Annotated in this window: 26 protein-coding genes; 15 read left to right on the top strand and 11 right to left on the bottom strand. The window is 57.8% G+C overall.

From position 1 onward, the window contains the following. Positions 1-314: 314 nt before the first annotated feature. On the bottom strand, positions 315-1,271 hold the full coding sequence (locus VB780_RS04495) for an SPFH domain-containing protein (RefSeq protein WP_323349940.1): 957 nt from the start codon (positions 1,269-1,271) through the stop codon (positions 315-317). Between the two features lie 58 nt (positions 1,272-1,329). Further along, positions 1,330-1,755 carry an NfeD family protein gene (locus VB780_RS04490; protein ID WP_323349939.1) on the bottom strand — a complete coding sequence of 142 codons (426 nt, stop codon included), beginning with the start codon at positions 1,753-1,755 and terminating at the stop codon, positions 1,330-1,332. 226 nt (positions 1,756-1,981) lie between these two features. On the opposite strand from VB780_RS04490, the gene VB780_RS04485 reads away from it, so the two are divergent. The 7 genes from VB780_RS04485 to VB780_RS04455 all read left to right on the top strand — a co-directional run bounded on the left by VB780_RS04485 (position 1,982) and on the right by VB780_RS04455 (position 8,930). Beyond that, a complete protein-coding gene (locus tag VB780_RS04485; RefSeq protein ID WP_323349938.1) occupies positions 1,982-3,775 on the top strand; it encodes a protein phosphatase 2C domain-containing protein in 1,794 nt (597 codons plus the stop codon). Between the two features lie 154 nt (positions 3,776-3,929). Next, positions 3,930-4,352, top strand: a complete 423-nt coding sequence (locus VB780_RS04480) for a hypothetical protein (protein WP_323349937.1) — start codon at positions 3,930-3,932, stop codon at positions 4,350-4,352. Positions 4,353-4,354: 2 nt separating this feature from the next. Next, on the top strand, positions 4,355-5,149 hold the full coding sequence (locus tag VB780_RS04475; RefSeq protein ID WP_323349936.1) for a YdcF family protein: 795 nt from the start codon (positions 4,355-4,357) through the stop codon (positions 5,147-5,149). An 89-nt stretch (positions 5,150-5,238) separates the two neighbouring features. After that, a complete protein-coding gene (gene stpA, locus VB780_RS04470; protein ID WP_323349935.1) occupies positions 5,239-6,516 on the top strand; it encodes a glucosylglycerol 3-phosphatase in 1,278 nt (425 codons plus the stop codon). Positions 6,517-6,751: 235 nt separating this feature from the next. Continuing rightward, a complete protein-coding gene (locus VB780_RS04465; RefSeq protein ID WP_323349934.1) occupies positions 6,752-7,654 on the top strand; it encodes an ROK family protein in 903 nt (300 codons plus the stop codon). A gap of 306 nt (positions 7,655-7,960) precedes the next feature. Then, positions 7,961-8,560: a general stress protein gene (locus tag VB780_RS04460; protein ID WP_323349933.1), complete on the top strand. Its 600-nt coding sequence runs from the start codon at positions 7,961-7,963 to the stop codon at positions 8,558-8,560. Between the two features lie 217 nt (positions 8,561-8,777). Next, entirely contained in the window at positions 8,778-8,930 is a 153-nt protein-coding gene (locus VB780_RS04455) for a Uma2 family endonuclease (RefSeq protein ID WP_323349932.1), read from the top strand. A 278-nt stretch (positions 8,931-9,208) separates the two neighbouring features. Here the strand turns inward: VB780_RS04455 and VB780_RS04450 are convergent, their stop codons facing one another. From VB780_RS04450 to VB780_RS04440, 3 genes are all read right to left on the bottom strand, one after another. Continuing rightward, a complete protein-coding gene (locus tag VB780_RS04450; RefSeq protein ID WP_323349931.1) occupies positions 9,209-9,688 on the bottom strand; it encodes a GNAT family N-acetyltransferase in 480 nt (159 codons plus the stop codon). Positions 9,689-9,694: 6 nt separating this feature from the next. Beyond that, on the bottom strand, positions 9,695-9,946 hold the full coding sequence (locus tag VB780_RS04445; protein WP_323349930.1) for a hypothetical protein: 252 nt from the start codon (positions 9,944-9,946) through the stop codon (positions 9,695-9,697). A gap of 335 nt (positions 9,947-10,281) precedes the next feature. Continuing rightward, positions 10,282-11,961 carry a hypothetical protein gene (locus VB780_RS04440; protein ID WP_323349929.1) on the bottom strand — a complete coding sequence of 560 codons (1,680 nt, stop codon included), beginning with the start codon at positions 11,959-11,961 and terminating at the stop codon, positions 10,282-10,284. A gap of 470 nt (positions 11,962-12,431) precedes the next feature. Between VB780_RS04440 and VB780_RS04435 the strand changes: the two genes are divergently transcribed. The 4 genes from VB780_RS04435 (at position 12,432) to VB780_RS04420 (ending at position 14,571) form a co-directional block, all read left to right on the top strand. After that, positions 12,432-12,671 (top strand): hypothetical protein, encoded by a 240-nt coding sequence (locus VB780_RS04435; RefSeq protein ID WP_323349928.1) that lies wholly within the window; start codon positions 12,432-12,434, stop codon positions 12,669-12,671. 418 nt (positions 12,672-13,089) lie between these two features. After that, the gene (locus VB780_RS04430; protein ID WP_323349927.1) at positions 13,090-13,470 is read left to right on the top strand and encodes a hypothetical protein; all 381 of its coding nucleotides are present in this window, start codon (positions 13,090-13,092) and stop codon (positions 13,468-13,470) included. A gap of 107 nt (positions 13,471-13,577) precedes the next feature. Continuing rightward, entirely contained in the window at positions 13,578-14,240 is a 663-nt protein-coding gene (locus tag VB780_RS04425) for a DUF938 domain-containing protein (protein WP_323349926.1), read from the top strand. Between the two features lie 37 nt (positions 14,241-14,277). Beyond that, positions 14,278-14,571, top strand: coding sequence for a hypothetical protein (locus tag VB780_RS04420; protein WP_323349925.1), 294 nt, complete (start codon positions 14,278-14,280; stop codon positions 14,569-14,571). A gap of 1 nt (position 14,572) precedes the next feature. On the opposite strand, the gene VB780_RS04415 is transcribed toward VB780_RS04420, so the two are convergent. After that, entirely contained in the window at positions 14,573-15,544 is a 972-nt protein-coding gene (locus tag VB780_RS04415) for a threonine/serine dehydratase (RefSeq protein ID WP_323349924.1), read from the bottom strand. Between the two features lie 193 nt (positions 15,545-15,737). Here VB780_RS04415 and VB780_RS04410 point away from each other — a divergent pair, with 193 nt between their 5' ends. Beyond that, positions 15,738-16,853: an extracellular solute-binding protein gene (locus tag VB780_RS04410; protein WP_323349923.1), complete on the top strand. Its 1,116-nt coding sequence runs from the start codon at positions 15,738-15,740 to the stop codon at positions 16,851-16,853. 78 nt (positions 16,854-16,931) lie between these two features. On the opposite strand, the gene VB780_RS04405 is transcribed toward VB780_RS04410, so the two are convergent. The 3 genes from VB780_RS04405 to VB780_RS04395 form a co-directional block, all read right to left on the bottom strand. Beyond that, positions 16,932-17,735: a hypothetical protein gene (locus tag VB780_RS04405; RefSeq protein WP_323349922.1), complete on the bottom strand. Its 804-nt coding sequence runs from the start codon at positions 17,733-17,735 to the stop codon at positions 16,932-16,934. A 59-nt stretch (positions 17,736-17,794) separates the two neighbouring features. Beyond that, a complete protein-coding gene (locus VB780_RS04400) occupies positions 17,795-20,473 on the bottom strand; it encodes a TIGR03960 family B12-binding radical SAM protein (protein ID WP_323349921.1) in 2,679 nt (892 codons plus the stop codon). Positions 20,474-20,551: 78 nt separating this feature from the next. Further along, on the bottom strand, positions 20,552-20,869 hold the full coding sequence (locus VB780_RS04395) for an STAS domain-containing protein (RefSeq protein ID WP_323349920.1): 318 nt from the start codon (positions 20,867-20,869) through the stop codon (positions 20,552-20,554). 318 nt (positions 20,870-21,187) lie between these two features. Between VB780_RS04395 and VB780_RS04390 the strand changes: the two genes are divergently transcribed. Next, positions 21,188-21,421: a hypothetical protein gene (locus VB780_RS04390; protein ID WP_323349919.1), complete on the top strand. Its 234-nt coding sequence runs from the start codon at positions 21,188-21,190 to the stop codon at positions 21,419-21,421. 158 nt (positions 21,422-21,579) lie between these two features. On the opposite strand, the gene VB780_RS04385 is transcribed toward VB780_RS04390, so the two are convergent. Further along, positions 21,580-21,963: a hypothetical protein gene (locus VB780_RS04385; protein ID WP_323349918.1), complete on the bottom strand. Its 384-nt coding sequence runs from the start codon at positions 21,961-21,963 to the stop codon at positions 21,580-21,582. 345 nt (positions 21,964-22,308) lie between these two features. Between VB780_RS04385 and clpS the strand changes: the two genes are divergently transcribed. Next, positions 22,309-22,596, top strand: coding sequence for an ATP-dependent Clp protease adapter ClpS (gene clpS / locus VB780_RS04380; protein ID WP_323349917.1), 288 nt, complete (start codon positions 22,309-22,311; stop codon positions 22,594-22,596). Beyond that, positions 22,589-23,461, top strand: a complete 873-nt coding sequence (locus VB780_RS04375) for a type II CAAX endopeptidase family protein (RefSeq protein ID WP_323349916.1) — start codon at positions 22,589-22,591, stop codon at positions 23,459-23,461. Before clpS ends, VB780_RS04375 begins: the two co-directional genes overlap by 8 nt. Here the strand turns inward: VB780_RS04375 and ppk1 are convergent. Beyond that, the gene (ppk1, locus tag VB780_RS04370) at positions 23,458-25,620 is read right to left on the bottom strand and encodes a polyphosphate kinase 1 (RefSeq protein WP_323349915.1); all 2,163 of its coding nucleotides are present in this window, start codon (positions 25,618-25,620) and stop codon (positions 23,458-23,460) included. The two genes, VB780_RS04375 and ppk1, sit on opposite strands and share 4 nt — an antisense overlap. Between the last annotated feature and the right edge of the window lie 123 nt (positions 25,621-25,743).

Here is a 25,743-nt window from a genome sequence, read left to right as displayed (position 1 = left end):
TGACGCACCTCCTGAGGAAATAGAATGACCATTCATCACTCGACCTTGTTCGATGCGGGTTCGTGACCCTGGCGATTTTTCGAGCTGTTGACAAATGGTGGAACGGCGACCTGGACTAAATCTCGGTTTCTAGAACCAGGGGGACATCGGTCTACCGTCCTGGTTCTTAAGATACAAGGGGGATCTCCACTTTTGCTACAAGAAACAGGACTTTTCAAACATCCTCTGAACCTGGAGGGCTGCTGAGTTTCCTCGAATTAAAAGAGCCTGACACGACCCGTGTCAGGCTCTTCTGATAATTGCCTACGCTGCGATTAGACCTGCCCTTCACCCACGATCGCCCGCATACCCTCCAGCGTTGCCGGAATGCTCTTAGGATCCATAAACATCACCTTGCTGCTGTCGCTGCTGCCGATCTTCAGCCCCATCTCCAGGTAGTGCTGGGCCAGAATAAATTGCAGCGCCTCGCGGGTGCCGGGGTCGGCGGCGAGGGTTTTGGCGATCACCTGCATGGCCTCAGCCGTGCCCTGGGCCTGGAGCAGCTGTTCCTGACGTAGAGCCTGGGCTCGCAGCACAATGGTTTTTTGCTGGGCTTCGGCATCCAAAAGAGCGGCTTTTTGGCGAGCTTCGGCGTCTAATACCGACGACTCGGCCCGGCCTTTGGCCGAGTTGACCGCCGACTCGCGCTCGCCCTCGGAGGTCAGCACAGCGGCCCGCTTTTTGCGCTCGGCGGCCATCTGTAGTTCCATCGAATCTTGTACGGCCTTAGACGGCACGATGTCGCGCAGCTCAACGCGGGTGACTTTGACGCCCCAGGGGTCAGTGGAAATATCCAGCTCGCGCAGCAGCAGTTCGTTGATTTCTGAGCGGGCGGTAAAGGTTTGATCCAGCTCCAGCTGGCCCATCTCAGAGCGAATCTGGGTCAGCACCAGGTTGACCATGGCCGATTGTAGGTTTTCGACCTTGTAGTAAGCCTTCTCCATATCGACAATCCGCCAGTACACCACCGCATCCACCGTGATCGAAACGTTGTCGCGGGTAATGCACTGCTGGGGCGGAATATCGAGCACGCGCTCGCGGATGGTCTGCTTAAACACCACCTTGTCGAGAAAGGGCACCAAGAAGTTGAGGCCGGGGGTGAGCTTTTTGCCGTTGTATTTGCCCAGGGTCTCGACCAGAGCCTCGTCGCTCTGGTTGATGATTTTGACGGAGCTGGCGGCGATCGACCCGCCAAAGATCAGCACAATCAGAAAACTAAAAAAGCCGCCCATAGCTGTAATTCCTCAAATGGTTTGCGGTACTGGTTGGATCGCTGTGGTGCTCGCCGGCCTACGCTCTTAGCGCGCTTTCGGGGATGACGTACAGGGTGTTGCCCTTGCGGCTGACCACAACCACGGGTTGATCGGCTCCGATGGTGATGGTTTCGTCGTCGCAGCGAGCCTGCCAGGAGTTGCCTTCGTAGATCACCCGCCCAGTTTGTCCGGGGGCGATCGCGGTGAGGGTGCGGGCTTCGGTTGACTCTTGCAGGCTGTAGGGGGTGCGCTTGGGCACAAACCGCCGCAGCAAGAAGATAAACACTAGGGACAGCGCCACCCAAACCACAATCTGAAAGCTAAAGGAGGTTACTCCGAGGGCCATAAAGGCCACGACAAAGGCACTCAGACCCAGGGTAGACTCCACAAAGCCCGTGGGCAAAAATAGCTCCATGAGGCAAAAGATAGCCCCAAGAATGGCCCAAAACAGGGGGTAGTTCATAGCAGCCCACAACAACGTTAAGCCCAGAAAACAGACGAACTCAGAGTATCTCCCCGTTGAAATTTCAGTCGAGATCACTGATCTATGAAACCCAACCCAGGTTACCCTTCTGAATGTCTCGCTATCCTCTAGGATAAATCTATCTTTAGGCCCAGGCCTTCTGGGGGCTTAATTACGTTGTTTTAAGAGATTTGCTGCCGCGTGCCCGTAACCGACCATAAACGCTATGAACCGTGTTGAGCGTCGCCCCTCTCGCTACAAGCCCTACCTCTGGGTAATCGGCACCGATATTGAAACCCTGCCGGTCGATGAGCTAGTGGGTCAGCGCTACCGAGTCGTGGGGCCGCGCATTTGGCTAGACACCGAGCCCGACCAGCGGCCCAGCGCCCCCGATACTTTTCCTGGGGAGGCGCTGCCCTACCTAAAAGCCCACCCCCACCGACTGCACGTGCCGGGACTGTATGGCGTGCTAGAGCGCACCGGGGCACCGCCCATTTTGCTGCTAGAAAATGCCCCGATTCATCCCCAGGCGGGGGAGCTGCTGCCGGAGCTGGCGGCGGGGCTGTTTAGCGCGCCGCCCCTGCGCCAGGCCAACTGGCTGTGGCAGCTGTGGGAGCTGTGGGCAACGCTGGGCGAACTGGGCCTGGCCAGAAGTCTGCTAGAGCCCGGCAACCTGCGGGTAGACGGCTGGCGGCTGCGCCTGGTGGAACTGTGGCCCGATGGAGAGCCGCCAACCCTACCGGATTTGGTGGAGCTGTGGCGATCGCTGCTCTCGCCCCTACATCTGTCGGTGTCAGAACCGCTGCGATCGCTGGTCAACCGCATCGACGCTGGCACCTTTGACCTCGACACCCTCTCGCTAGAACTCAACCAAATTTTGCTGCGCCAGGCGGCCACAACTACGACCCGCATCGCCCTGGCGGGGGCCACCGCCCAGGGGCCAACCCAGCCCCGCAACGAAGATGCCTGCTGGCCGTTGGGCACCCAGGGCGAGACCGCCCAGGGGTTTCAGATCGCCATGGTGTGCGATGGGGTAGGGGGCCACGACGGCGGCGAAGTCGCCAGCTGGCTGGCAGTGCAGGCGCTGCAAATTCAGCTGCCAGCGCTGCTGGCCGAAACCCAAAACGAGCTGCGGGTGCTGCCCCCGGAGGTGATTATTCAGCAGCTGGAGGCGGTAATTCGCATCGTCAACGAGCTGATTAGTTTTCAAAACGACAACCAAGGGCGAGTGGGCCACCAGCGCATGGGCACCACCCTGGTGATGGCGGCGGTGATTCCTCAACGGGTGCAGACCGACGACGGCTGGGGGCGGGTCAACGAGGTGTACCTGGCCCACGTCGGCGACAGCCGCGCCTACTGGATTACCCCCGACTACTGCCACCCGCTGACAGTGGATGACGACATCGCCGGGCGCGAGGTGATGGCCTGCCGCCAAACCTGGCCTGTGGCCCTAGAGCGCAGCGATGCCGGGGCGCTGACCCAGGCGCTGGGCACCCGCAGCGGCGACCATCTCCAGCCCCACATTCAGCGCTTTGTGTTCGATGAAACCGGCATTCTGCTACTCTGCTCCGATGGCCTCAGCGACAACTACCGTATCGAAGACGCCTGGGCCAACTACATCGGTTTGATTATCAAAGACATTGTCACCCTCGACTCGGCGGTGGCCTCATGGATTGAGCTGGCCAACCAAAAGAACGGCCACGACAATACCGCCGTGGTGCTGATGCAGTACAAGCTGTTGGTTCCCACCCAGACGGGGCAAGAAACGCCCGTGGGAGCCGGTGCTCAGCAGGAGTCCGCCATCCCCGCTGGGGCCAAGCTCTACGGTGAAAATCTGCCCCAGGATGAGTTTGTCGCCTCCCCAGCAGAAACTAAGCCGCCGCGAGGGGTGCCCCGCTGGGTGCTAGCGGTGTCGGGGTCTGCCCTGCTGGTGGGGCTGCTGGGCTGGTGGCTGCTAGCCAGTCGATCGCCGGAGCCGCCGGAGCCGCCGAGGACGCCGCCCGTGGCTCCAGCGCCCTAGGGGAAGCGGGTGGATGGGTAGGTGGGCATTGCCCACCATTGGCCTTTGGGACTGAACGAGGTGTTTGCTAGGTTGTACTGGCTGGTTGGGCGGGGGTAGGTGGTGGGCATTGCCCACCCTACTGGAAGGCTGATTAAGTGGGTTAGGCGTGGCTATGGGGATTTTGACGGATACCTTTGCCAATTCTTGGGCGGATGCGGCTCAGTCGGCGCTGCTGAGGCCGGTGCAGGGCTGGCTGGCGGAGCATCCGGTGATGGGGTGGCTGGTGGGGCATCCGCTGTGGGCGATCGCGCTGGGGATTCTGGGTCTGCTGCTGTTTGCGGGATTGTGGAGCGCGATCGCCCGCCTCACCGAAGGTTTTTGGCTCTCCCTGGTCAAGCTGCCATTTCAGCTCAGCGGCTGGATTTTTGGCGCGGTGTCGGGACTGCTGGTGCGGCGGTGGGTCAAGCCTGCAAAACTAGAAGCTGGGGAAAATCGGCTGAGTGAAATCATGGGCCGGTTGGAAACCCTGCAAACGGAGCAGGAGAGTTTGCTGGAGGAGATGAGGGGGTTGTTGGGGAAGAGGGGTGAGGGGTAGGGATGTTTTTATTTTTGTCGAAGCTGCTGCCGCTGCTGATCTATCCGCTGGGGCTGGCCTGTGTGCTGTTGGTGGTGGCGCTGATTTGTCTCAAGCGGCGACCCCGGTGGGCGGCGGGGGCGATCGCCCTGGCCCTAGCCCTGCTGCTGGTGAGCAGCAATAACTGGGTTTCGACGGCGGTGATCCGCTCGCTGGAGTGGCGCTACCAAGACACAGTGAATTTGCCCGAGGCGGAAGCGATCGTGGTGCTGGGGGGCGCGATTAAACCCCAGTTTCCGCCCCGCCCGTGGATTGATGTGGCCGAAGAGGGCGATCGCGTGCTCCACGGGGCGCGGCTGTATCTGGAGGGCAAAGCGCCGCTGCTGGTGTTTAGCGGCGGACGCATTACCTGGGGTCAGGGCCAGAGCCGGTCTGAAGCCGAAGACATGGCCGAACTGGCTGCCGCCCTGGGGGTGCCCGCTAGCGCCATAGCGATTGAGCCTGAATCGCTCAACACCTTTGAGAACGCCGCCTTTACCCAAGTGCTGCTGGGCGATCGCAACATCGAGCGCATTTTGCTAGTCACCTCAGCGATGCACATGCCCCGTTCTCTAGCGATCTTTAGAAAACAGGGGTTTGAGGTCATCCCCGCCCCGACGGATTTTCACGTGGCTCGCGACCCCGCCGACCCCACCCTCACTACCTGGCAGGGGCGCACCCTCAGCCTGGTGCCCCAAACCGAGAACCTGCACTACTTCACCCGCGCCCTCAAGGAATACATCGGCATCGGCATTTATTGGGCTAAGGGCTGGCTATAGGCGATCGCCGGTCTGCCTTAGGGTATGGCTCCTTTGCAGATACCCTGATAAGGTTGGGGCGGTTTGCCCGTCGATAGTCTGGTTGCTCAATGTCTTATTTAACCTCGCCCTCTCTGCATCAGCAGGTTTTCTCCCTCGATCATGGCGCTTGGATCGAGCGGTTGGCCACCACCGACAATCTGCTGATCATTCAAGATCTCGACGGGGTCTGCATGGGGCTGGTCAAAGATCCGCTGGCTCGGGTGATCGATCTCGACTACGTTGAGGCCACCCAGCGCTTTGACGGTCATTTCTACGTGCTCACCAATGGCGAGCACACGGGTAAGCGGGGGGTAAACGGCATCATTGAGCGAGCCCTGGGGGGAGAGCAGCAGGCCCAATCTGGGGGCTACTACCTGCCTGGTTTAGCGGCGGGGGGCGTGCAGTGGCAAACCCGTGACGGTCAGATTTTCCACCCCGGCGTGAGCGAGGCGGAGCTGGCGTTTTTGGCGGCGGTGCCCCAGAAAATGGGCGAACATCTGCGACAGTTTTTGCGGCGTCGTCTGCGCGATGGGGATGAATCAGAGCTGGAGCAGGCTATTCAGGCCACGGTTTTAGACAACATTGCCTCTCCGACGGCGAACCTGAATACCTTTCACAATCTGCTGGGCCACCAGCGGGAGGTGTATGCCGACCTCCAGTATGCTATGCAGACGCTGATGGAAGATCTGCTGCGCGATGCCGCTCACCAGGGGCTAAAGGGGTCATTTTTTGTGCACTACGCCCCCAACCACGGGCGCGGCCCCGACGGCAAAGAGATTCTCTGGTTTGGCGAGGGCGATGAGTCGGGCACCACCGACTTTCAGTTCATGCTGCGGGGGGCGATTAAAGAGGCGGGGGTGCTGGCCTTACTCAACCGCTACTACGCCGACCGAACCGGGGACTATCCCCTCGGGTCAGACTTTAGTGTGCGTCAGGCTCCCCACAGCCATGGGGAACTGCTGGAGTTGGTGATCCAAAACTTTGACCCGGCGCTGATGCCGACCCTGGTGGGCGTGGGGGATACGGTGACCAGCGTTGTGCTGATGGAAGACGGGCAGCCGGTGGCCAAGCGGGGGGGCAGCGATCGCAACTTTCTGCACCTGATTCAAGCCATTGGCCAGCAGTTCGACACGGGCAACCTGGTTACCTACGTCGATAGCAGCGGCGGCGAACTCAAAAACCGTCGGGCCATCAAACTAGAGGATCGCGACGGCACTACCGTCGTCACCGCTGGCCCTGGCGACCCCCGCGATGGTGACGATCCGCTGGTGCTCAATGTGGTGTTTCCCGGCGGCTATCAACAGTACTGCCAGGCGTTTCAAGCCGCTGCGGCCAGGCGAAACTAAACCTCAAACAATCTGAGGGGCGCATCTAGAGATTGGGGGACTACCGGCCAAGGTGAGCGATCCCCCTAAATCCCCCTACCCTGCGGGAAGCCGCAAGCGTCTATAAAAAGGGGGACTTTGAAGCGGACTCAGACCCCCCTTTTTAAGGGGGGCAGGGGGGATCCCCCAACCGTTGCATACGCCCCAATCTGAGACAATGACCCTGGCAAATCATTCAAAAGGCTAGGGATTGGCGATGGCGACAGCGGAGCAGCAGGTGATCGGCGTGGATTTGGGCGGGTCTGCGATTAAGCTGGGGCGCTTTACCCAGGCGGGGCAGTGCCTGGCCGATCTCGCTGTGCCGACCCCTCAGCCCTCGACGCCGGATGCCGTGATTGGGGCAATGGGGGACGCGATCGCATCCCTTGACCCCCAGCGCGAAGCCGTTGCCATTGGCGTAGGCACCCCCGGCCCCGCCGATGCCGCTGGCCGCATTGCCCGCGTCGCCATCAACCTAGCCGGGTGGCACGATGTGCCCATTGCCGATGCGCTGGAAGCGAAGACGGGGCGATCGGTCACCGTGGCCAACGACGCCAACTGTGCCGGTCTGGGGGAAGCCTGGCTGGGGGCCGGGCGCAACTTTAAGGATGTGCTGACCCTCACCCTGGGCACGGGGGTTGGCGGCGCGATTATTCTCGACGGCAAGCTGTTTGTGGGCCGCAACGGCACCGCCGGGGAGCTGGGGTTGATTACCCTCAACCCCGAGGGGCCGCCCTGCAACAGCGGCAACCGAGGATCGCTAGAGCAGCACTGCTCGGTGCAGGCGATTGTGCGAGAGACGGGGCTGACCCCGGCGGCGCTGTATGACCGGGCCAAGGCGGGGGATGGGGATGCGATCGCCTTTTGGCAAACCTACGGTCGTTGGCTGGGCGCAGGCATCGCTAGCCTGGTCTACGTGCTGACTCCAGAGGCGGTGATTCTCGGCGGCGGCATTAGCGCAGCGGCGGAGCTGTTTTTGCCGACGACGCTGGCGGAGCTAGAAACCCGCGTGCTGCTCAGCTCCCGCGAGGGCATGCAGGTGCTGGTGGCAGAGTTGGGCAACCAGGCGGGCATGGCCGGGGCGGCGCGCCTGGCGTTTCAGCAGTATGGCGATCGCTAGTCACATCTACTCAAACTGGCTGTAGCTACGCCTCGTTTGATGGGGCTAGCGATTGTGGCTTGGTTGGGCGATCGCAGCCCTCTACCCTTAAGCCTTATGATTGGCAACACAGGTGGGGAGGGTGCGATCGCCCACTCCCCTACTATCGATAGACCCAGGCTCTAGCCTTTGACGGATGGCCATCTATAGCTAATGAGCGAGGTCATCAGACGATTTATTTGTGATGATAGAAATAGGTTAAGCGGTGCTCTGGATTCATTTGTAGGGCACACGCTTGCCAGACGCAATCCTCACTGGAGGAAAAATATGAGAACGACTGATATCAAACCTACTCACGATCGCCGTGCGGTTGGGCTGTTTTCGACTCGGCAAGAGGCTGAGCAAGCCATGCACCGCCTGCGCGACACTGGCTTTCACATGGATCGCATTTCCATTGTGGCCAAATCTGGAGAGGGGTTAAAAGATTTAACGTCTGACAACGACAACTACGACCCCAGCAAGCCCAAGTCTGAGCAAGCTAAAGGCGGTGCCGGGGCTGGTGCAAAAGCCGGTGCTGTAACTGGTGGTGCTATTGGTTTAATTGGTAGCCTTGGTGTACTGGCGATTCCTGGTGTGGGGCCGGTTGCAGAAGTTGGTTTCTTGCTGGCTAATGCGCTACTCGGCGGTGGTATTGGTGCCGCTGGTGGTGGTTTGCTTGGCGCACTAATTGGCTGGGGCATCCCTGAAGATAAGGCCAATTACTACAACGATCGCGTGTACCAAAACGACGATTATCTGGTGCTGGTAGAAGGCAGTGAGCAAGAAATCCAGGCCGCTGAATCGGTGCTGCGTAACAGTGGTATTCGTGATTGGGGGGTCTATGGGGCTACTGGCTCTCCTACCTATGCAGGCGCAAGCAGCCGCTAAGGCTAGCGGTTAAGCCAAAGCTTAATATTGAGGGTACAGCTAAGCTGTGCCCTCTTTTTGTGGATCTCTATAGTGTGTTGTTTGGCTGTAGCGAGCGCTTTCTAGCAAACCTACAGTCGCTGCGCGGGTATCGTTAGCCTGCGCTTCGGCAATAGGGCGAACGCTAAGATGGGGCTAGTTCAAACTGGCGATCGCCAGGGCTCAATCTATTCTCAGAATGCCTGCGACGGCGGGGTTTACGTCTGACCAGTTCTACGATCTGTGTCGGGCGAATCCAGATTGGAAGCTTGAGCGAACGGCCTACGGAGATTTGGTGGTGATGGCCCCAACGGGTGGTGAGACTGGGGCACGCAATGCTTACGATGTTTAGCCTAGTCGCGTAACCTGCGGGCGTGCTTCTGGCTGTCAGCGATATCAGGTCGAGAGTTGATCACCCCAACACTTTCCCAATAGATGACAAGCTCAACCCCTGTTTTGGGAGGATTCTGCAGAAAAGGGCGAAAGGAGAGAACGCGAAGAATGTACTCTGACAAAGGCAATTTAAGCTAGGAAGCCTCAGCAGAAAGCTCATTCTCTAGCTCTGATGGTAAATCTAAAGAGATTGTCATAGCACCAAGCTCCGATGTGCCGTGCGTTTAGCAAGTAACGCTAGACTGTATAAAGCATAATCACAAATTCTTTGTCAGTACCAATTTTGACAAATTTTTCCATCTGTTCAAATCCTATTTGCTCCCACACTCGTTGTGCTCGTTTATTAAATTCCGCTATGGTTACTCGACACTGCTGCGCTCTATATTGATTTACCCCGTACCTCACCACAGCTTGGGCATAATGCCTGCCATGTCTTTGGCCGACTAAGTCTGGTCGTATGCCCATGCCGATGTCAAGAGATTCAGTGCGGTAGTCTCCGCCTGGCACTTGACCATCTGCGCCAAAAGAGCAATAGCCTTCAAGTTCTTCGTGTACATTTAAGATTGCGTAAAAGGCATTTTGGGGGTCAAGAAGATAGCATAGGTCTTCTTGGATGGTGTCGGCATCAAAGTTGTAGTGGTCGTACGGTGAAGGGTAACGCCAACGAAGAATTGATAGTGCGTGTTCTTTCTCAAGTTGTCGAAAGGAAAATTTCATTTCAACCTATGCAGCGCGCTCTTCGTTGATTTGCTGATCGATCTCTAAAGCTGTGCGCTGATGTTCGGGCGCTAGGGGATAGTTGTGTAAAAACTGCAAAATAGCCGTACCGCTGCCTTTTTCTGGTTGTTCAGCTTGGGAATGCTCTTGGGCAGCTACCTGGCTTTTTTTGAGCAGTTGAATAAATTGAGCTAGCAGATCTAGCGCGTCTTGGGGCAGGGTTTGAAGGTCTTGCTGAATTTGTTCGAGGGTGGCCATAGGTAGACCTTTCTAGGGATAAGGGATTGGGTTGTAGAGTAATCTAGCTTTAGTTTATCGCTCTGGTTGGTTGGCCGCTCTTGCCTGGGTGACTTGGCTGTTTTGGGTTAGGCGGCTTTAGCGGCGCGAATGCGATCGCGCAATACAGCGGTAGGCTCGTCGTTGGAGGTTTAGGGCACTAGCTGAAAGAGTTTGGAAGGCAGAGGTTGCTAGTTAGTCAGAGCGCGTAAGGGGTAGCTGGCGATTGCTAAAGCGCATGAGGTAAGTGGCTAAGGAGTTGTTGGGTTGATGAAGGGAACCCAACTTACGGGCGGGCGATCGCACTATAGCTTGCTTTATATGCCTGTGTAGGAACCGAAAGTACCAAATTTGTAGTTCCTTAAAAAGCCTGGTACCTTGGTCATCTCCCTAAGAAGGTTACGTCTATATCTTATTCCATTTGGTCCTTGGTTTTCAAATCTTTGCTTACACCGATTATAAGCAAAGACAAAAGACCTCAAAAATGCAACCTGAAAGCTCTCCGGAAGATCTTTTCGCATGTAAAGGCCAAAAGACATTCCACGAGTTTCTCTAGGAGCTAGCTCAAAAAAGTCAAGCCCCTTTAATATAGGCTGAGACTTTGGATAAGTTAAAAGAATTGCTTGATCTGATGATAACTCTCTAGCTCGGACAAACAGGTTTTCGATTCTAACTTCTTCAAAATCTTCTTTTGGGAGGTTACCCTCGTTCATACCTATTCTATAATGTATTTCTTGCGTAGTTCCTGGTGCTACAAGAACTTGGCCAATCTTAGCATTGCGATTATTGCCAATAACAAGGTGCTCCTCCTCCCAAAGTGTCAAGACTCGTCTGAAAGACTTAGTAATATTTGATGTCGAAAGATAGACTCCAGCGTCAGCTGTAACGAATATATCACAAGGAGTATTTCCATCTAATAGAGAGAGTATATGCCTTGCAGATGTGCTTGAAGGACAAGATAAAATAGTTTCAATTCCGCGAATACTACTCAGCTCTAAAGACGCAGCGATGGTAGATACCATCATTGAGTGCACACTTATTTGGATCTTAGAAGTGTAGTTTCGGAGCATCTTAATGCTCTCATAATCTGCTTCTCCCGCCCAAAGTAGTTCTGGAGCCCACGGTTTTCCTAAGGGATAAAGTGGAATAGATAATGTCATCATGCGATTGCTTGGAAGATTTTCTGTGCATTTGCGAGTAGCTTTATCCTGATGATAACTATTTAACAAGGGATTTTGGCTGTGCTGAAAATGTCTTTTCAAATCTTTGAGAATAGAGATCAGGAGATCTTTTTGATAAGGACTTGCTGAAAAATTTGTTTCGGAATAAGGATCAATTATTTTTTGATTTTTACTTTTCTTGAAAAGAAGATCGAGGAAATTTGTCATTCGGTCTGTCTTTCCCAGGGCTGTAGATAGATCTTCTAAAGCAAAACCCTTTTTCTTGTGTAGGACAGGATTTAGGTGCCCTGAAAAACCTCTTAATCGAATCTCTAAACAAGCAAAATCATATGCATCTTCAAGATCTCTCCCAGCCCCCAGCGCTTTGTAGAATCCGACCGAAAAAGCTATTGCTACTTTATCTTCAATAGCTTGATCCATCCCAATGACGAAAGGAATTTGCCTAGCTATTGACTTCGCTTGACTCTCTGAATAACAGGCATTCAATATCACGCATTTTACTTGGTTGGAAAATAACTTAAATAAATCTTCTAATACATCAGGTTGTACTGATTGAGTTTTGCCTGAGTCATCCTCAAAACAAAGCTCACCAGTTTTCAATCCATGTCCGGAAAAGTGAATGATTTGGGGTTTAATGTCAAAAATAGCCTGAGTGATGTCATCTGGGCGAGTAGATTCACGGGACTCTAATACAAAAAAGTCTCGCAGTTTAGAAAGTTGCAGTTTGATACGAATATCTCGTAATTCTTGGCCTAAACGCAGCCGAACAGCATCAGTTGGATCGGCGGCTATGAAAAGAATCCTGACTTTATTCATGCTTAAGATGGCAGCGGAGATACGTTTCTTTGTAGGTGTCTGACAATCTTATTGGAGAGAAACTTTCCGCATATTGCCCCTATTAGGGCAGATCGCAAGAAACTTTCCGCATAGTATTCCGATTTGGGGCGATCGCACGAAACCTTCTGCATATCTCAACAAAGCTGAGCCAATCGCATCTCCGTCAACACCTGGTAACTATCCACATACCAGAGCCGTCATAAAACTTTGATATATCGACCAGCCAATACGGTTGAACTTATGGCGTACTTCTGGCAAGGTAAGACTGCGGGGAATGATTTCAGGCGGGGGCCTGGGGAGTTGCACCTCCTCAAGCCCCCTAATCGTCCCAACTTAGTACAGGTAAGCAGTGACGACTGGCATCATTCTAGATCCGGTCTCTCGGTTTGCTGAATATAGAGGGATCTGAATAGTTCCTCGTTTTCTTAACCGAAAACGGAGACAACCGAATGTTTTTAGACAACCTTCCCGAGGGCAGCCGCCCCGACACCTTTGCTCTGCCGACCTATCGGCAAGAAACCCTGCGCCATATTTTGCTCGGCGACCATGGTGTGCTCATTGACGGCATCAACCACCTGGTCTCGCTGGGCTACTGCGACAGAGTTGCCTGGTCAGAGCCCATCCCCACCGGTCGCAGCGGCGAATATATCAGCGTCATGACCCGCCGCCGAGGGGTCACAAGACTCTAGCGCTTGCGCTGTAGGTTGAACTAAGCACCAGCGGAATCCGGCAGTCTCACGGCTGTTGGGTTCCGCTTTGTTTTAACCCAGTCTGCGGCGTCTGTAGAGGCATCTCTAGGGCTAGAGCCATTGCTTGGCCTCGCAACAGCGTTGCTGCGATCGCAAACCCAGCGCGATCGCCTCACAATCCTGTTGCCGCCTATCGCAAGGAAATTGCCAACCTCTGCAACGCCGTTGTTCCCGCTCACAATGCCGTTGTCACTCACAGCAATAGCGTTGCGATCGCTCCCAAAGCCATTCTCAGCCGCCACAACTCGGTTTGCCCCTGGGCGAAGCCCCTACCAACTGGGCATTGTGAATCTAGGCGAGACAGCACCGGGTTAACGGGGTGCGTTTTGCCCCATTCCCACCACCCACCCCAGCCGCCATGACCGATACAACCCGTCGCCTCGCGCCCAAGCGCATTGCCCAAGACATTCAAGCCCTCAACAGTTTGGGGGCGATCGCCAACTACGCACCCATGCGGCCAGAAGCGTCGCATCAAGCCTTGCAGCAGGCCTACCAGGCCATGGAGCAGAGCCAGCAAGACGAAGCTTTGATGGAAGCGACATTAAAAGCCAGCCGCGACCATGCCCGCCAGGCCGAGTGGGACTTTCACAACGCCATCTTGGCCATGAAGCAGTCCATACTCGGCCAGTTTGGGCCAAACAGCGACGAAATTCAGGCCATTGGCTATACCAAAAGCTCAAAGCGCAAGCCATCCTCCCGCCAAAAACCTCTGGCCATGGGCGAAGACCTATCCCAGTAGCCTCAAAGGGGAGAACAGGTATTTGAGCGACACAATATCCCGGTAGCATAGGCAAAGCTTGCGCCCCATTAGACGTTAAGCGATCGCCCCTCGCCCCACCCCTTGCCATGCCCCCCTCGCCCGATGCCCGTCGCTATGCCCCCGCCACCGAGCGCAACCGCCAGCCGATCTTAGCGGTGCTCCAGCGAGTGCTGCCCCCCACCGGCACCGTGCTCGAAGTGTCGAGCGGCACCGGAGAGCACGCCGTATTCTTTGCGCCCCACCTCGCGCCCCGGCAGTGGTTGCCCTCAGACCTCGACCCCGGTGCCCGAGCCAGCATCGCCGCCTGGCGAGAGGCCGCTCCTGCCGAAAACCTGCACGCGCCCATTGCGCTAGATGCCGCTGCCCCCCTGTGGCCAGTCGAATCTGAAAACTTCAGCGATTTGCTCTCACCACTCGACTTGCAGCAGCACCCGATCACCGCCCTGGTCAACGTCAACATGATTCACATTTCTCCCTGGGCGGCCTGCCTGGGGTTGCTGGCGGCGGCGGGGCGCATCTTGCCAACCGGCGGCATTTTGTATCTCTACGGGCCTTACCAACAGAACGGGCAGCACACTGCCCCCAGCAACGCCGCCTTCGACGCCAGCTTGCAGGCCCAAAACCCCGAGTGGGGCGTGCGCGATTTAGATGCGGTGGTGGCCGCCGCCAAAGTCCACGAGCTGGCGCTGGTCGAAACCATCGCCATGCCTGCCAACAATCTGTCGGTCGTGTTCAGAGCGATCGGTTAGCCCGACGGCCATTTCATTAGGAGCGTTTCGTTAGACTGTGGCTAACCTGCGTTCTGAGGTCGCCATGATTGTCAGCAGCCTTCAGTTGTTAACCAGCGATGCCACCTATCACGATCTAGCTCTGCGCTGCCAAGAATATCTGCACTACCAGCAGCGGGGCTGGGCAGACCAGCGCGAGCTGGCCGAAGCCATGCTGTTTAACCTGCTGGTGGAATATTTGGTTAGTGCTGGAGAGCAACGCGCCGCCGCTGAGCAATTTTGCACCGATAGCGACCATCTGACCGAGCTGGCAATGCGCATCTCGTCCACCCTTGACCCCGTCGCGGCCTAGTCTAAAGTCCTGCTGTCCCGGTGCCACAGATTAACGCGCAGACCACTTCGCTGGGCTGCGGTTGATATTGGTGGGTCATCAGGGCCGCGATCGCCGCTCCCCCGCTCAGCTCCGCCGCTACCCCCAGTTCAAACCACAGCCAGCGGCAGGCCTCGGCCATCTCCTCGTCGCTTACCAGCACAAATTGATCGACATGGTGGCGAATAATCTCAAAATTCAAGGGCTCTGTCTTGCGGGGAGCCAGAGTATTGGCCAGGGTGGGGGTGGCCTCTAGCTCCAGAATTTTGCCCGCTGCCACGCTGGCTTTGAGCGTGGGTGCTCCCACCGGCTCAATACCCACAATGCGAATATTGGGCTTGAGTGCCTTAGCCGCTAGGCTGACCCCGCTCATTAAGCCGCCGCCGCCGATGGCAACCAGCAGTGTATCCACCTGGGGCAGGTCGGCCAAGATCTCTAGAGCCAGGGTGCCCTGCCCGGCCATCACTCGCGGGTCGTTAAAGGGGTGGATGTAGGTGAGCCCATGGCTTTCGGCCACGGCCATGGCGGCCCGGTTGGCATCGTCCCAGTCGTGGCCTTCAAACACCACCTCTGCCCCCCACTGCCGCAGCTTCTCAGCCTTTGCCGGAGGCACGTTGCTGCCCAGGTAAATGGTGGCGGGCACCTGGGCGAGCCAGCCAGCGTAGGCCACCGCCAACCCGTGGTTGCCCCCCGAGGCGGTGATGATGCCCCGCTGTAACTCGTCTTGCGAAAGGCTTTTCAAAGTATTCACCGCCCCTCTGACCTTAAAGGAACCCGTCACCTGCAAGCAGTCGAGCTTGAGCCACAGGTGGGGGCAGCCAGGGATGGCGTCTTTGAGGGCGATCGCAGGTACCAGGGGCGTGTGCCTGATGTAGGGAGCGATGCGATCGCGTGCGGCCTCAATGTCCTTTAGTGTCGGGGGCTCATTCAGCGGATGGGGTGGATTAGGGGTCACAGAGTTGCTCTAAATAATCTGCTGGCTATGGAGAAAAAAGTACACCAGCCGGGCCAGGCTGAGACCAATAAACGACACCAAAATAACGGTGATTGAGACGCTGACAATATCGCGGACGGCTTTCATGGGCGTAGACTAAAGCGCTATGGTTTAGATTCAGTATTCTCCCCCGATAAGGGGGCACGGGGGCCAAATGCTCATGAATCGTCGCAGCTTTTTGGCCGGGGCCAGCGGGGTCACCCTGGCTACCCTGCTGGCCGGGTGCCAGCGGTCTAGCTCTGCCAATCTGCGGCTGGCCATGGTAGTCAACTCGGTGCCTGCTCAGCTGCTCGATGCGTTTCAGCAGTTGCCCGAGCGGGGCAGCAGCGTGGCGGTGACACCGCAAGATTCGCTGCTGGAGCTGTATAGTCTGCTGCAAGACTGGCATGCTCAGGCGCAGGGAGCCGCGCCAATCGCCGACTGGGTGAGTTTGGCTGACTACTGGCTGGCTCCCGCCATTCGCCAGGAGCTGGTGCAGCCGATTGAGGTGGCGACGCTCTCGCGCTGGGCCGCGCTGAATCCGGTATGGCCAGAGCTGGTGCGCCGCGATCGCAGCGGCATCCCTAGCCCCGAGGGCAGCATCTGGGCCGTGCCCTATCGCTGGAGTCACCTGGTGCTGCTCTACGATCCCACTCGGCTGCCCAAGAGTGCTGCTCAGCTCCAGACCTGGGCCGATTTGCTGCGGCCCGAGCTGGCGCGGCGCGTGGTGCTGCCCGACCATCCTCGCCTGGTGCTAGGGCTAGCCCAAAAGGCGTTAGGATCTTCGGCCAATGGCGCAGACCCAGCGGCCGTAGCGGGTCTTGATACCTTTATGGCCGATCTGCATCAGCAGGTGCGCACCTACGACTCTAACCACTACCTAGAAAGTTTGATTGTTGGCGACGCGACGGCTGTGGTGGGCTGGTCAGACGACGTGCTGCCGCTGCTGCGCCAGTATCGCCAGTTGGCAGTGGCGGTGCCCCCCGAGGGTACGCTCCTCAGCGCTCAACTGTGGGTGAGGCCCAAGCCAGCGCCTGCTCCTGCGCCCGCCGCCCTCGACTGGCTCGATTTTTGCCTAGGCGATGACTTCGCGACCCAGCTCGCTATCTTTGGCCAGACCCCCTCGCCGCTGCTCTGGGGCGGCACGCCGCCGCAGTGGCCCGAGCCGCTGCAAACGCCGCCGGGGATTGTGCTCACGCCAGCGATCGCCGATCAGAGCGAGTTTCTACTCCCCCTCAGCACCGAGGCCGAAGCCCGCTATGGTCGTCTGTGGCAAAGCTTGCGCGCCTAGGACAAGGGGGCGAGGCCAGCGGTGGGCGGTTTCGCCGCCTCTATCCTGGGATTGGGATGGGGATGATTTGACAATGGCCTAAGGTCTCTCAGCAGGCGCTACAACCTGGGCAGTGGATTGGTAACGGCGCTCTCCCTCCGCCAGCAGATTGCGCTGAAGCTGCACAATTAACCCTGCGTCAAGGTTGGCCGAGCAGGCATACACGTCATCCTCAGCGCCCAGGGGCAGGCCCGGCTGATCGACAAAATTGCAGGCGTAAAGCCCCACCATTCGAGCATTGCGAGGATTGCCTTGAAAGAAGCGCAGGTTATACCCAAAGTCTCGAGTGGCGGTGCCGAACTGGTTGAGCACCGCGTAGCGCTCGTTATAGGTCAACACCGACCACATTTGGGGGTTAACCATCACATCGACCACAGTCGTGCCCGAATCTTCAATTTGGTAAGAAATCCAAGACTCTACCAGGCGACGCCCGCCTAAATGCGATGTCAGCGAGTCGCGGTTCCACCACAGGCTGGGCGTGGTCATGGTGTCAGCCGAGGCCTGGCGGCTATCGCTAGACAGGGAGCCATCGACGATGCGATCGGTAAAGTCGTCGCCGTTGCCCAAGGTGGCAGTGGGAAACACCAGCAGCTGACAAAACGTTTGGTTGAGCTGGGGCGATCGCCCGGGCCAGTAGGCGGTGAGCAGCTCGTCGGGGCAGCAGGCCGCATCGAGGATGGCTACCTCCTCTCCTCCCTGCACGGCGCAGGCCTCAGACGACTGCGCCTGAGAACGGCTGGCACCCCCGACCATCAGCAGACCCGCCCCAGCGATCGCCAACCAGAGCCGCCGAAACACCTTCGACTTGACCTGGGCCTCAGAGTCCCAATTTTTCCCCTTCACGGATACCTGTGGTGAATGGCCTGGTGCTCCGTCCATGGTGGTGTCCCCTCAGGGTTTTTCTAAAGAAATATGAGTCGGCTGCGATGCACGTGCTGAAGCGCTAGTGGCTGGTTAGCGACCTTCTCTACCATAGAGACGACGTGCTCTGGGCGCAGTAGGTTCCCGTCGTTGCGGCAATTACCCACGGCTCTGAGCCAGACTCCAGGGCTATCTTTAGGATACTCCAGACCCACGGGTAAGGGGTGGTCTGGGCTAACCATCGTCAGCTCGTGCAGGCGCTCTCGCAGGTTGATCAGCTGCGTCTTCCCAGACTTAGTTTTCTTTTCCCACAGCACTTCATCGAGGGCCAGAACACCTTCAATCCAGGTCTCCCAGGTTGGAGATGCTGCGTCAATGTCTTCTAAGCTCACGTGCAGGTAGTATTCGGCCTGGTCGAGGAGCTTAGTCGCCGAGGGCTGGTCTAGGGGCACCTCAACAATGTCGTAGAGCGGAATCTCGGGCGGCAGCTGGACCGCGAGCTGTTGGAGAAAGTCCGCGGGGGCGATCGCCTCAGTCAGCTCAAAATCTACCACTTCGCCGCTGCTGGTGGCCCCCAGCGGTAGCGCGTTGGCGGGCGACAGGCGCGGCCCCGGATGGAAGCCGCCGGTAAAGGCGATGGGCAGTCCGGCTCGCCGCAGGGCGCGATCGAACAGGCGCACCATATCTAGGTGGCCAAGCAGTGCCATTGACCCGAGCTTGCCCAGGGTGACCCGCAGACGCTGAACTCGCTCAGAGCTGGGCTGGCTGTGGCCTAAGAAGGCAGGAATCGGCGGCGGCGGCACGACTACGTTGTGGCCAAAGTCGGGGCCGCAGACGCCGCAGTGGCTACAGCCCTCAAAGGAGCAGTCCGGCACGGTGGCGGCCTCTAGGGCGCGGAGCAGGTCGTCCTTGAGCCAGGCTTTGTCGATGCCGGTATCGAGGTGATCCCAGGGAAGGGGGGCATCGAGGCGAGCACGTTCACGAATTGTCCACGCAGGGGAATCGCCCTCGGGGTCGGTCACATCAGTGTCCATCACGTTCCACTCGCCCTGATCGACCTTGCGGTATTTCCAGGTCAGATCGGCCTCGTCAATGGCCTGGGTCCAGGCGTTGAAGGCATTCTCTAAGTTCTCCCACCAGCTGTCCATGCCGGCTCCCAACTCCCAGGCGCGGCGCACGACGGCGGACAGGCGACGATCGCCCCGGCCCACAAAGTCCTCCATCGCCGAAATGCGCACGTCGGTAAAGTTGACCTTGGCCCAGCGCAGGGCGCGAAACTCCTCCCGCAGCAGCCGCTGCTTGCGCCGAAACTCCTCCGTCGAGACCGAGTGCCACTGAAAAGGGGTGTGGGGTTTGGGGGTGAAGTTAGAGATGGTGATGTTAAACGCCATCGGCCGCCGTCCCGGCTGGGTGCAGGCCTGGCGCAGCCAGCGCACGGTCTCAGCAATGCCCAGCACATCGGTATCGGTTTCGCCGGGCAGGCCGATCATGAAGTAGAGCTTGACCCGGCCCCAGCCCTGCTCATGGGCGGTCTTAATGCCGCGCAGCAGCTCTTCGTTGGTCAGCCCTTTGTTGATGATGTCGCGCATGCGCTGGGTACCTGCCTCGGGGGCAAAGGTGAGCCCGGTGAGGCGAGTACCGCCGATAATATTGGCGATGTTTTCGTCAAAGCGATCAACCCGCTGACTGGGCAGCGACAGCGAAATGTTTTCGTCCTTGAGGCGGTTCTTGACCTCGACCCCTACTGCGGGCAGGGCCAGGTAGTCAGAGCAGCTCAGCGACAGCAGCGAAAACTCGTTGTAGCCGGTCTTGCGCATGCCGGTCTCAATGGCATCGACCACCGCTTCGGGCTCCACATCTCGGGCGGGGCGAGTCAGCATACCGGGCTGGCAGAACCGGCAGCCCCGGGTGCAGCCCCGCCGAATTTCCACCGTCAGGCGATCGTGAACGGTTTCCACGTAGGGCACCAGGCCCATGGCGTAGGCGGGAATGGGGGTGGCCACCCGCCGCAGCACCCGGGCAGGCACATCAAGCCGGTTGGCATGCACCGAGCCATCCTCGGCCATGTCGTAAAACCGGGGCACATAGACCCCCGGCACCTGGGCCAGATCGAGCAGCAGGGCCTCGCGGCTGAGGCCAGCGGCCTTGCCCTCTTCCATCACCAAGGCAATTTCGGGCAGCAGCTCTTCGCCGTCCCCCAGGGCCACAAAGTCAAAGAAGTCGGCGTAGGGCTCGGGGTTCGAGGTGGCGGTTTGCCCCCCCGCAAAAATCAATGGCCAGGAGCCTGCCTCGGGGGCAAAGGCTTGGACCTGGGCGCGTTCCTGCCAGGTGAGCGGAATGCCCGCCAGGGAGAGCATTTCGAGAATATTGGTGGCCCCGAGCTCGTAGCTGAGGCTAAAGCCAAGAATGTCAAAGTCGGTCAGCGATCGCTGCGACTCCACCGCAAACAGCGGCGTCTGGGTAGCCTTGAGTTTGGCAGCTAGATCTGGGGCCGGTAGGTAGGCGCGATCGCAAAGCTGCCGGGGCTGGGCATTTAAAATGCTGTAGAGAATGATGTGGCCTAGGTTAGAGGCTCCAACCTCGTAAACCTCGGGGTAGGTTAGCACCCAGCGAACTGCCGCCTCAGACCAGGGCTTATGAACAGCACCGAGTTCGTTACCTAAATAGCGACCCGGCCGGGAAATCCCGGCATTGACCAATGTATTAACTAATACAGACACAACCTAGTCGCCCCAAACAATCACCAGCCTGACCACCATACTATAGCGGGCAGTTGGCGGGCTCGGTCGAGCCCAGGGCTAGGCGGCGGCGGGCAGCTCATCCACCATCTCAAAGGCGCGATCGAGCTGGGTAAGCTCAAACACAATTCGAATGGCAGGGGGCACAGAGCAGAGGCAGAGACGCTTTTGCAGCTGACGCGCCTGCTTGAGTGCCGACACCAGGGAGATCAGCCCAGCGCTGTCGAGAGACTCAACCTGGCTCATGTCTACGAACAGGCCATCGGCCAGATCAGACTGAATTTTTTGTACCAAAGACGAGTGGAAATCGTGGGCATTAGAGGCGTTGAGAGAGCCCTGTGCTTGAAAAATAGCCATTTCCTTAGTCACAGTCTGCATAATCGGTACACTCCAAAAAATTATGGATAATGTTAAGAACTATTAAAGCCAGTGGCTATACCCTGAAGGTAATCGGAATCCCCTCACCTTGACTACATTTGGGGGCACGGTTGGTCGTATCTTGATATAGATTCAGACCTGGTTCATTCAACGCTTCCGTGAATCTACCGAACATATCCCCAACGCTTGAATCATTTTGTGATTTGGATCACGAATTACTGTGGTAGAGTTCACACCTTTTTCGGGGTGTCATCACGCCCTAGGGGGCCGTTAAACCCGACAATGGGCAGTAGTCAAAGCGCATTCAGGTAATGGTTCATGGCCCCCACATTTTCCATTCGTCGACTGGTAGAAAAAGCACTCCACAGCGGGCTGCTGACCCCTGACATTGAACAGGGCATTAACGCTGAACTGTCTCGGCTCGGGTATTTGCCCATTGGTGACTCTGAAGCCTTAGAACTCCTTATGTACGAAATGGACGAAGGGCGCATCCGACTGGTTCCAAGCGGGCTATCCTACGGCGGTTCGCTACAGCAGACGGTATTGGGCTAGCTGAGCAGGGGAGGAAACTCCCGGCGCCATTCCCGTAAAGCCTTGATGCCTGCATTGTCAGGCCACCTCAGGGATTTCCCCGGAGTGGCCCCGTCGTCTTTATAAAAGCTTTATGAAATTCGTCCGGATCGTTGCGGAGCCCCCGGGCGTGAGACGGCTCAGGGCTGCAGTTGGCGATCGGCCCAGAGCCAGCGCACAAACTCGCCAACGGTGAGTGGGTTGACGTCGTTTGCCAACGGTGGCGTGGTGCCCAAATCACCGGCTTTAGCCGAGAGGGTGGCGAGCAGCGGAATGACCTCAGTATCTAAGGCCGGCTGAAGCTGATCGAGGGGCCAGAGCATGTCGGGCACCGTTGCCTTGTTGCTCGCTAGGGCTGCGGAGTCGAGCTCGGTGCCTAAGGCGATGGTTTGGGTTTCGCTGACCATTGCTAGGGGGCGAATCCAGCCCACGGAACGGGGCTCTAGCACCTGAATCACTTCGGCATAAAGTCGGGTTTGGCGACACTCTAAAAAGACGATTTGGCCTGCAACCAGAGAGGTCATAGACAGTAAAACAGGGAGACAACGGTGCCCGATATGCTCTTGCTCTAGCGATCGCTAGTTCGTTTCCTATGGTAGCCACTGCGCGGAGCCAGCGGCTGAAGCCAAAATTCGGATAGGCCAGGCTTGGGCCGATTGGCGTATCCCCTTAGGCCGATGCTCCGGGGGCGTTGATATGGAGTTGAAAGGGCTGCAGACTTTAGGCTATAAGATCAGCGGTTGAGATTCTCAGAGCCAGCCTTGGGGTTATGCCAAAACCATCGTGAAGTTTTATGATGAGAAGATTGGCCCGGGCAGAGGTGCTCTTGAAACACTGCATGCCCTGGAGCTTCGCAAAGAGGTATTGCTGTGTCAGTTGAAACCATCGAGCGGACTACGACATCCACCGTTCGCAAGCCTGCCCCCCGCTACCGGGTGTTGCTCCACAACGACCCCGTCAACTCGATGGAGTACGTGGTGGAGTCGCTGCTGAAGGTGGTGCCCAGTCTAACGATGCCCCAGGCGGTTGACATTATGATGCAGGCCCACACCGCTGGGGTGGCCCTGGTGATTACCTGCGCCCTCGAACATGCTGAGTTTTACAGCGAGGGGCTGTGCAATCTAGGGCTGACCAGCACCATCGAGCCAGATGAATAACTTCCCTGGGGTTAAGCTCCCCTGGGCCAAGCTGGCCCAGTATTCACCACTGGTGCGAGTGGCAATTTTTTTATTAATCGTGGTTGTGCTCTGGACACCCTTTGCGCTGCCGCTGTACAGATTGGCCAGGCGCGGCTTGCTGCCGGGGGGCGATCTATTCCCAACGGCGCTGCTGTACGTCGTATTTTTGCTGGTGCTGCCCCGCTGGGAGCGGGCGGTGCGGGCTGAAACTCGCCCCTGGGCCAAGGTCGGGTTTGCTGGCCACCGAGCGCTAGGGCAGGGGATGGCCACGGGTGCCCTGATTGGTGCCGTGAGCTTGGCCGTACTCGCTGTAGTGCAGTTGAGTTTGGGCTGGGCGCAGCTTGATCCCAGCGGTGAGCGAGGATTTAGTCTGCTGCAAACGGCTCTAGTTGGGGCTTTAGCGGCTACGGCGGTCGGCTGGTCGGAAGAAGTGCTGTTTCGAGGCTGGCTGCTGCGGGAGCTAGGGCAGGGTTGGTCGCCCGCCGTAGCTCTGGGGGGAACTAGCCTGATTTTTGCGATCGCCCATTTCATCAAGCCCCTCGACGCCATTTTGGCCCTGCTGCCCCAGTTTGCAGGGCTGTTATTGCTGGGGTTGGTGCTCGGTTGGGCTCGCCGTATACCTATAGGAACCGACAAAACCGGGTTGGGTCATCCGGTGGGTCTCCACGCCGGGCTGGTGTGGGGCTACTACCTGCTGGAGGTGGGTAACTTACTTCAGCCCACAGGGGTAGTTCCCGCCTGGGTGACGGGCCTAGACGGCAACCCCTTAGCCGGTCTGCTGGGGCTAACGCTGCTGTCAGGGTTAGGGGTGCTAATGTTCCGCTGGAGTCATCCATCCCGCTAAAGCCCTTGGGCCTTTGCCATCAGCCAGGCTTGGACACTGTGGCTCTCTTTGTCCGTCGCCGGGTGCCGCTGGCGATAGCTGCCGTCAGCGGCCATATCCCAAGCCTGGCGGTTGTCTGCCAGGCACAAATCAAGAATGGTCTTCAGGTCTTCCCGTAGCGCTGGATCGGCAATGGGCACCATGACTTCCACCCGGCGATCGAGGTTGCGCGGCATCCAGTCGGCGCTGCCCAGCAGTACCGCCTCCTGCCCGCCCTGCTGAAAGTACAGAATGCGCGAGTGCTCCAGAAACTGCCCTACGATGCTGATGACGCGAATGGTTTCACTTACCCCCGGCACCCCCGGTCGCAGGCAGCAGATTCCCCGCACAATTAAATCGATTACCACCCCCGCCTGGGAAGCCCGATAGAGCAGCGCAATCAGCTCGGAGTCAACCAGAGAATTCATCTTGAGGATAATTCGACCACTCTTATCCTTTTTGTGGCAGGCTATTTCATGCTCGATCAGGCTTACCAACTGGTAACGCAGGTTAATCGGGGCCACAAGTAGATGTCGATAGATCTGCTGGCGCGAATAACCGGTGAGGTAGTTGAACAGATCGGAGATGTCAGCACCCACGTCATCTCGAGCGCTGAGCAAGCCGAGGTCGGTGTAGACCCGAGCGGTTTTAGAATTGTAGTTGCCCGTGCCGATATGGTAGTAGCGGCGAATCTGCTGACCTTCGCGACGCACCACCAGGGTCACCTTGCAGTGGGTTTTGAGCCCCACTAAGCCGTAGACGACATGCACCCCAGACTGCTCTAGCTTGCGGGCCCAGTTAATATTATTTTCTTCGTCGAAACGCGCCTTGATCTCAACTAAAACGGTTACCTGCTTACCGTTTTCAGCCGCAGAAATCAGAGAATTGATGATTGGAGAATCGCCGGAGGTGCGGTAAAGCGTCATTTTAATCGCCAGCACCTGGGGGTCGTGGGCCGCCTGGGTAATGAATCGCTGTACCGTCGCTGAGAACGAGTGGTACGGATGGTGCACCAGCTGATCCTGTTGCCGCAATAGTGAAAACAGATCTTCGGCCGCCTCAGTCCCCCAGGGGTCGTCTTCATCTACCCCTGGGGGACTGAGGCGGTTAAGATCGGGTGGTACGGTGGCTGTCCAGCTTGGGGCTTTGAGGTCAGGCAAGGGCAGAGCCATAAACGTCATTAAGTCCCCTAACCCCAACAGTCCATCGATGTCGTATACATCGGTCTGGGCCAGGCCCAGTTCTTCCATCAGCATGGCTCGCACCGGGCCTGGGGTAGTCCGCTGAATTTCTATGCGCACGGCTGAACCGCCCCGGCGGCGCTTGCGCAACTCTTGCTCAATGGCCAGCATCAGATCGTCGGCTTCGTCTTCTTCGACGGCTAGATCGGCGTTGCGAGTGATGCGAAAGCTGTAGTGCTCTTGCACCGCCATGCCCGGAAACAAGGCGGAAACGTTGGCGGCAATCACCTGTTCAAGGGGAACCCCAATCCAGCGACAGGTGCTGGTTTTTCGCGCTCTTGCCTGCGGTGCTGGTAAGGGAACAAATCGGGGCAGTACCCGCGGCACTTTGACTCGGGCAAAGTGGGACTGCTGGGTGCGGGGGTCTTGCACCACGACCGCCAGATTTAGGCTGAGGTTCGAAATGTATGGGAAAGGATGGCCCGGATCGACCGCTAGGGGCGTTAACACCGGGAAGATTTGGTCTTCAAAGTAGTCGTGGCAGTAGACCTTCTGGGCTGTGGTCAGATTGTCATAGTCGAGCAGCCAAATGCCCTGGTCGGCCATCTGTTGCCTGAGTTCAGTGCTAAAGGCCAGGTGCTGCTGCTCGACAATGGGACGCAAAGCGGCACTGACGGCATCGAGATGCTCTTGGGGCGATCGCCCATCCGGCGATCGCTGGGTAACCTGAGCCTCGATCTGCCGCTTGAGAGCGGCCACCCGCACCATAAAATATTCGTCCAGGTTGGTGCTAAAAATCGCCAAAAATTTCAGCGCTTCTAACAGTGGGGTGCGCTCGTCTAAGGCCTCGTGGAGCACCCGCCGGTTAAATTCTACCCAGCTCAGCTCGCGGCTAATGTAGAACTGAGGGTCGCTGAGATTTGCCGCTGGTTTACCACTGCGACGCTCTACGATGGCCATAGTGTCAAGATTCCCGCGAAAACAACTCCTGGGTACCCAATCCAGTGTTCTGCTGTTCTGGCCATCAAGTCCCTCTTGCTCAGCCCGTGTCTTGGGCCAGTCGTAGCTGTCTGTGGCAGAAGA

Origin of the sequence: Leptolyngbya sp. CCNP1308 (genome assembly GCF_034932455.1) — a bacterium.
In the GTDB taxonomy this organism is placed as follows: Bacteria; Cyanobacteriota; Cyanobacteriia; order Phormidesmidales; family Phormidesmidaceae; genus Nodosilinea.
The sequence above is the reverse complement of the archived record's forward strand: the minus strand, read 5'-3'. Positions and strand labels throughout refer to the sequence as shown.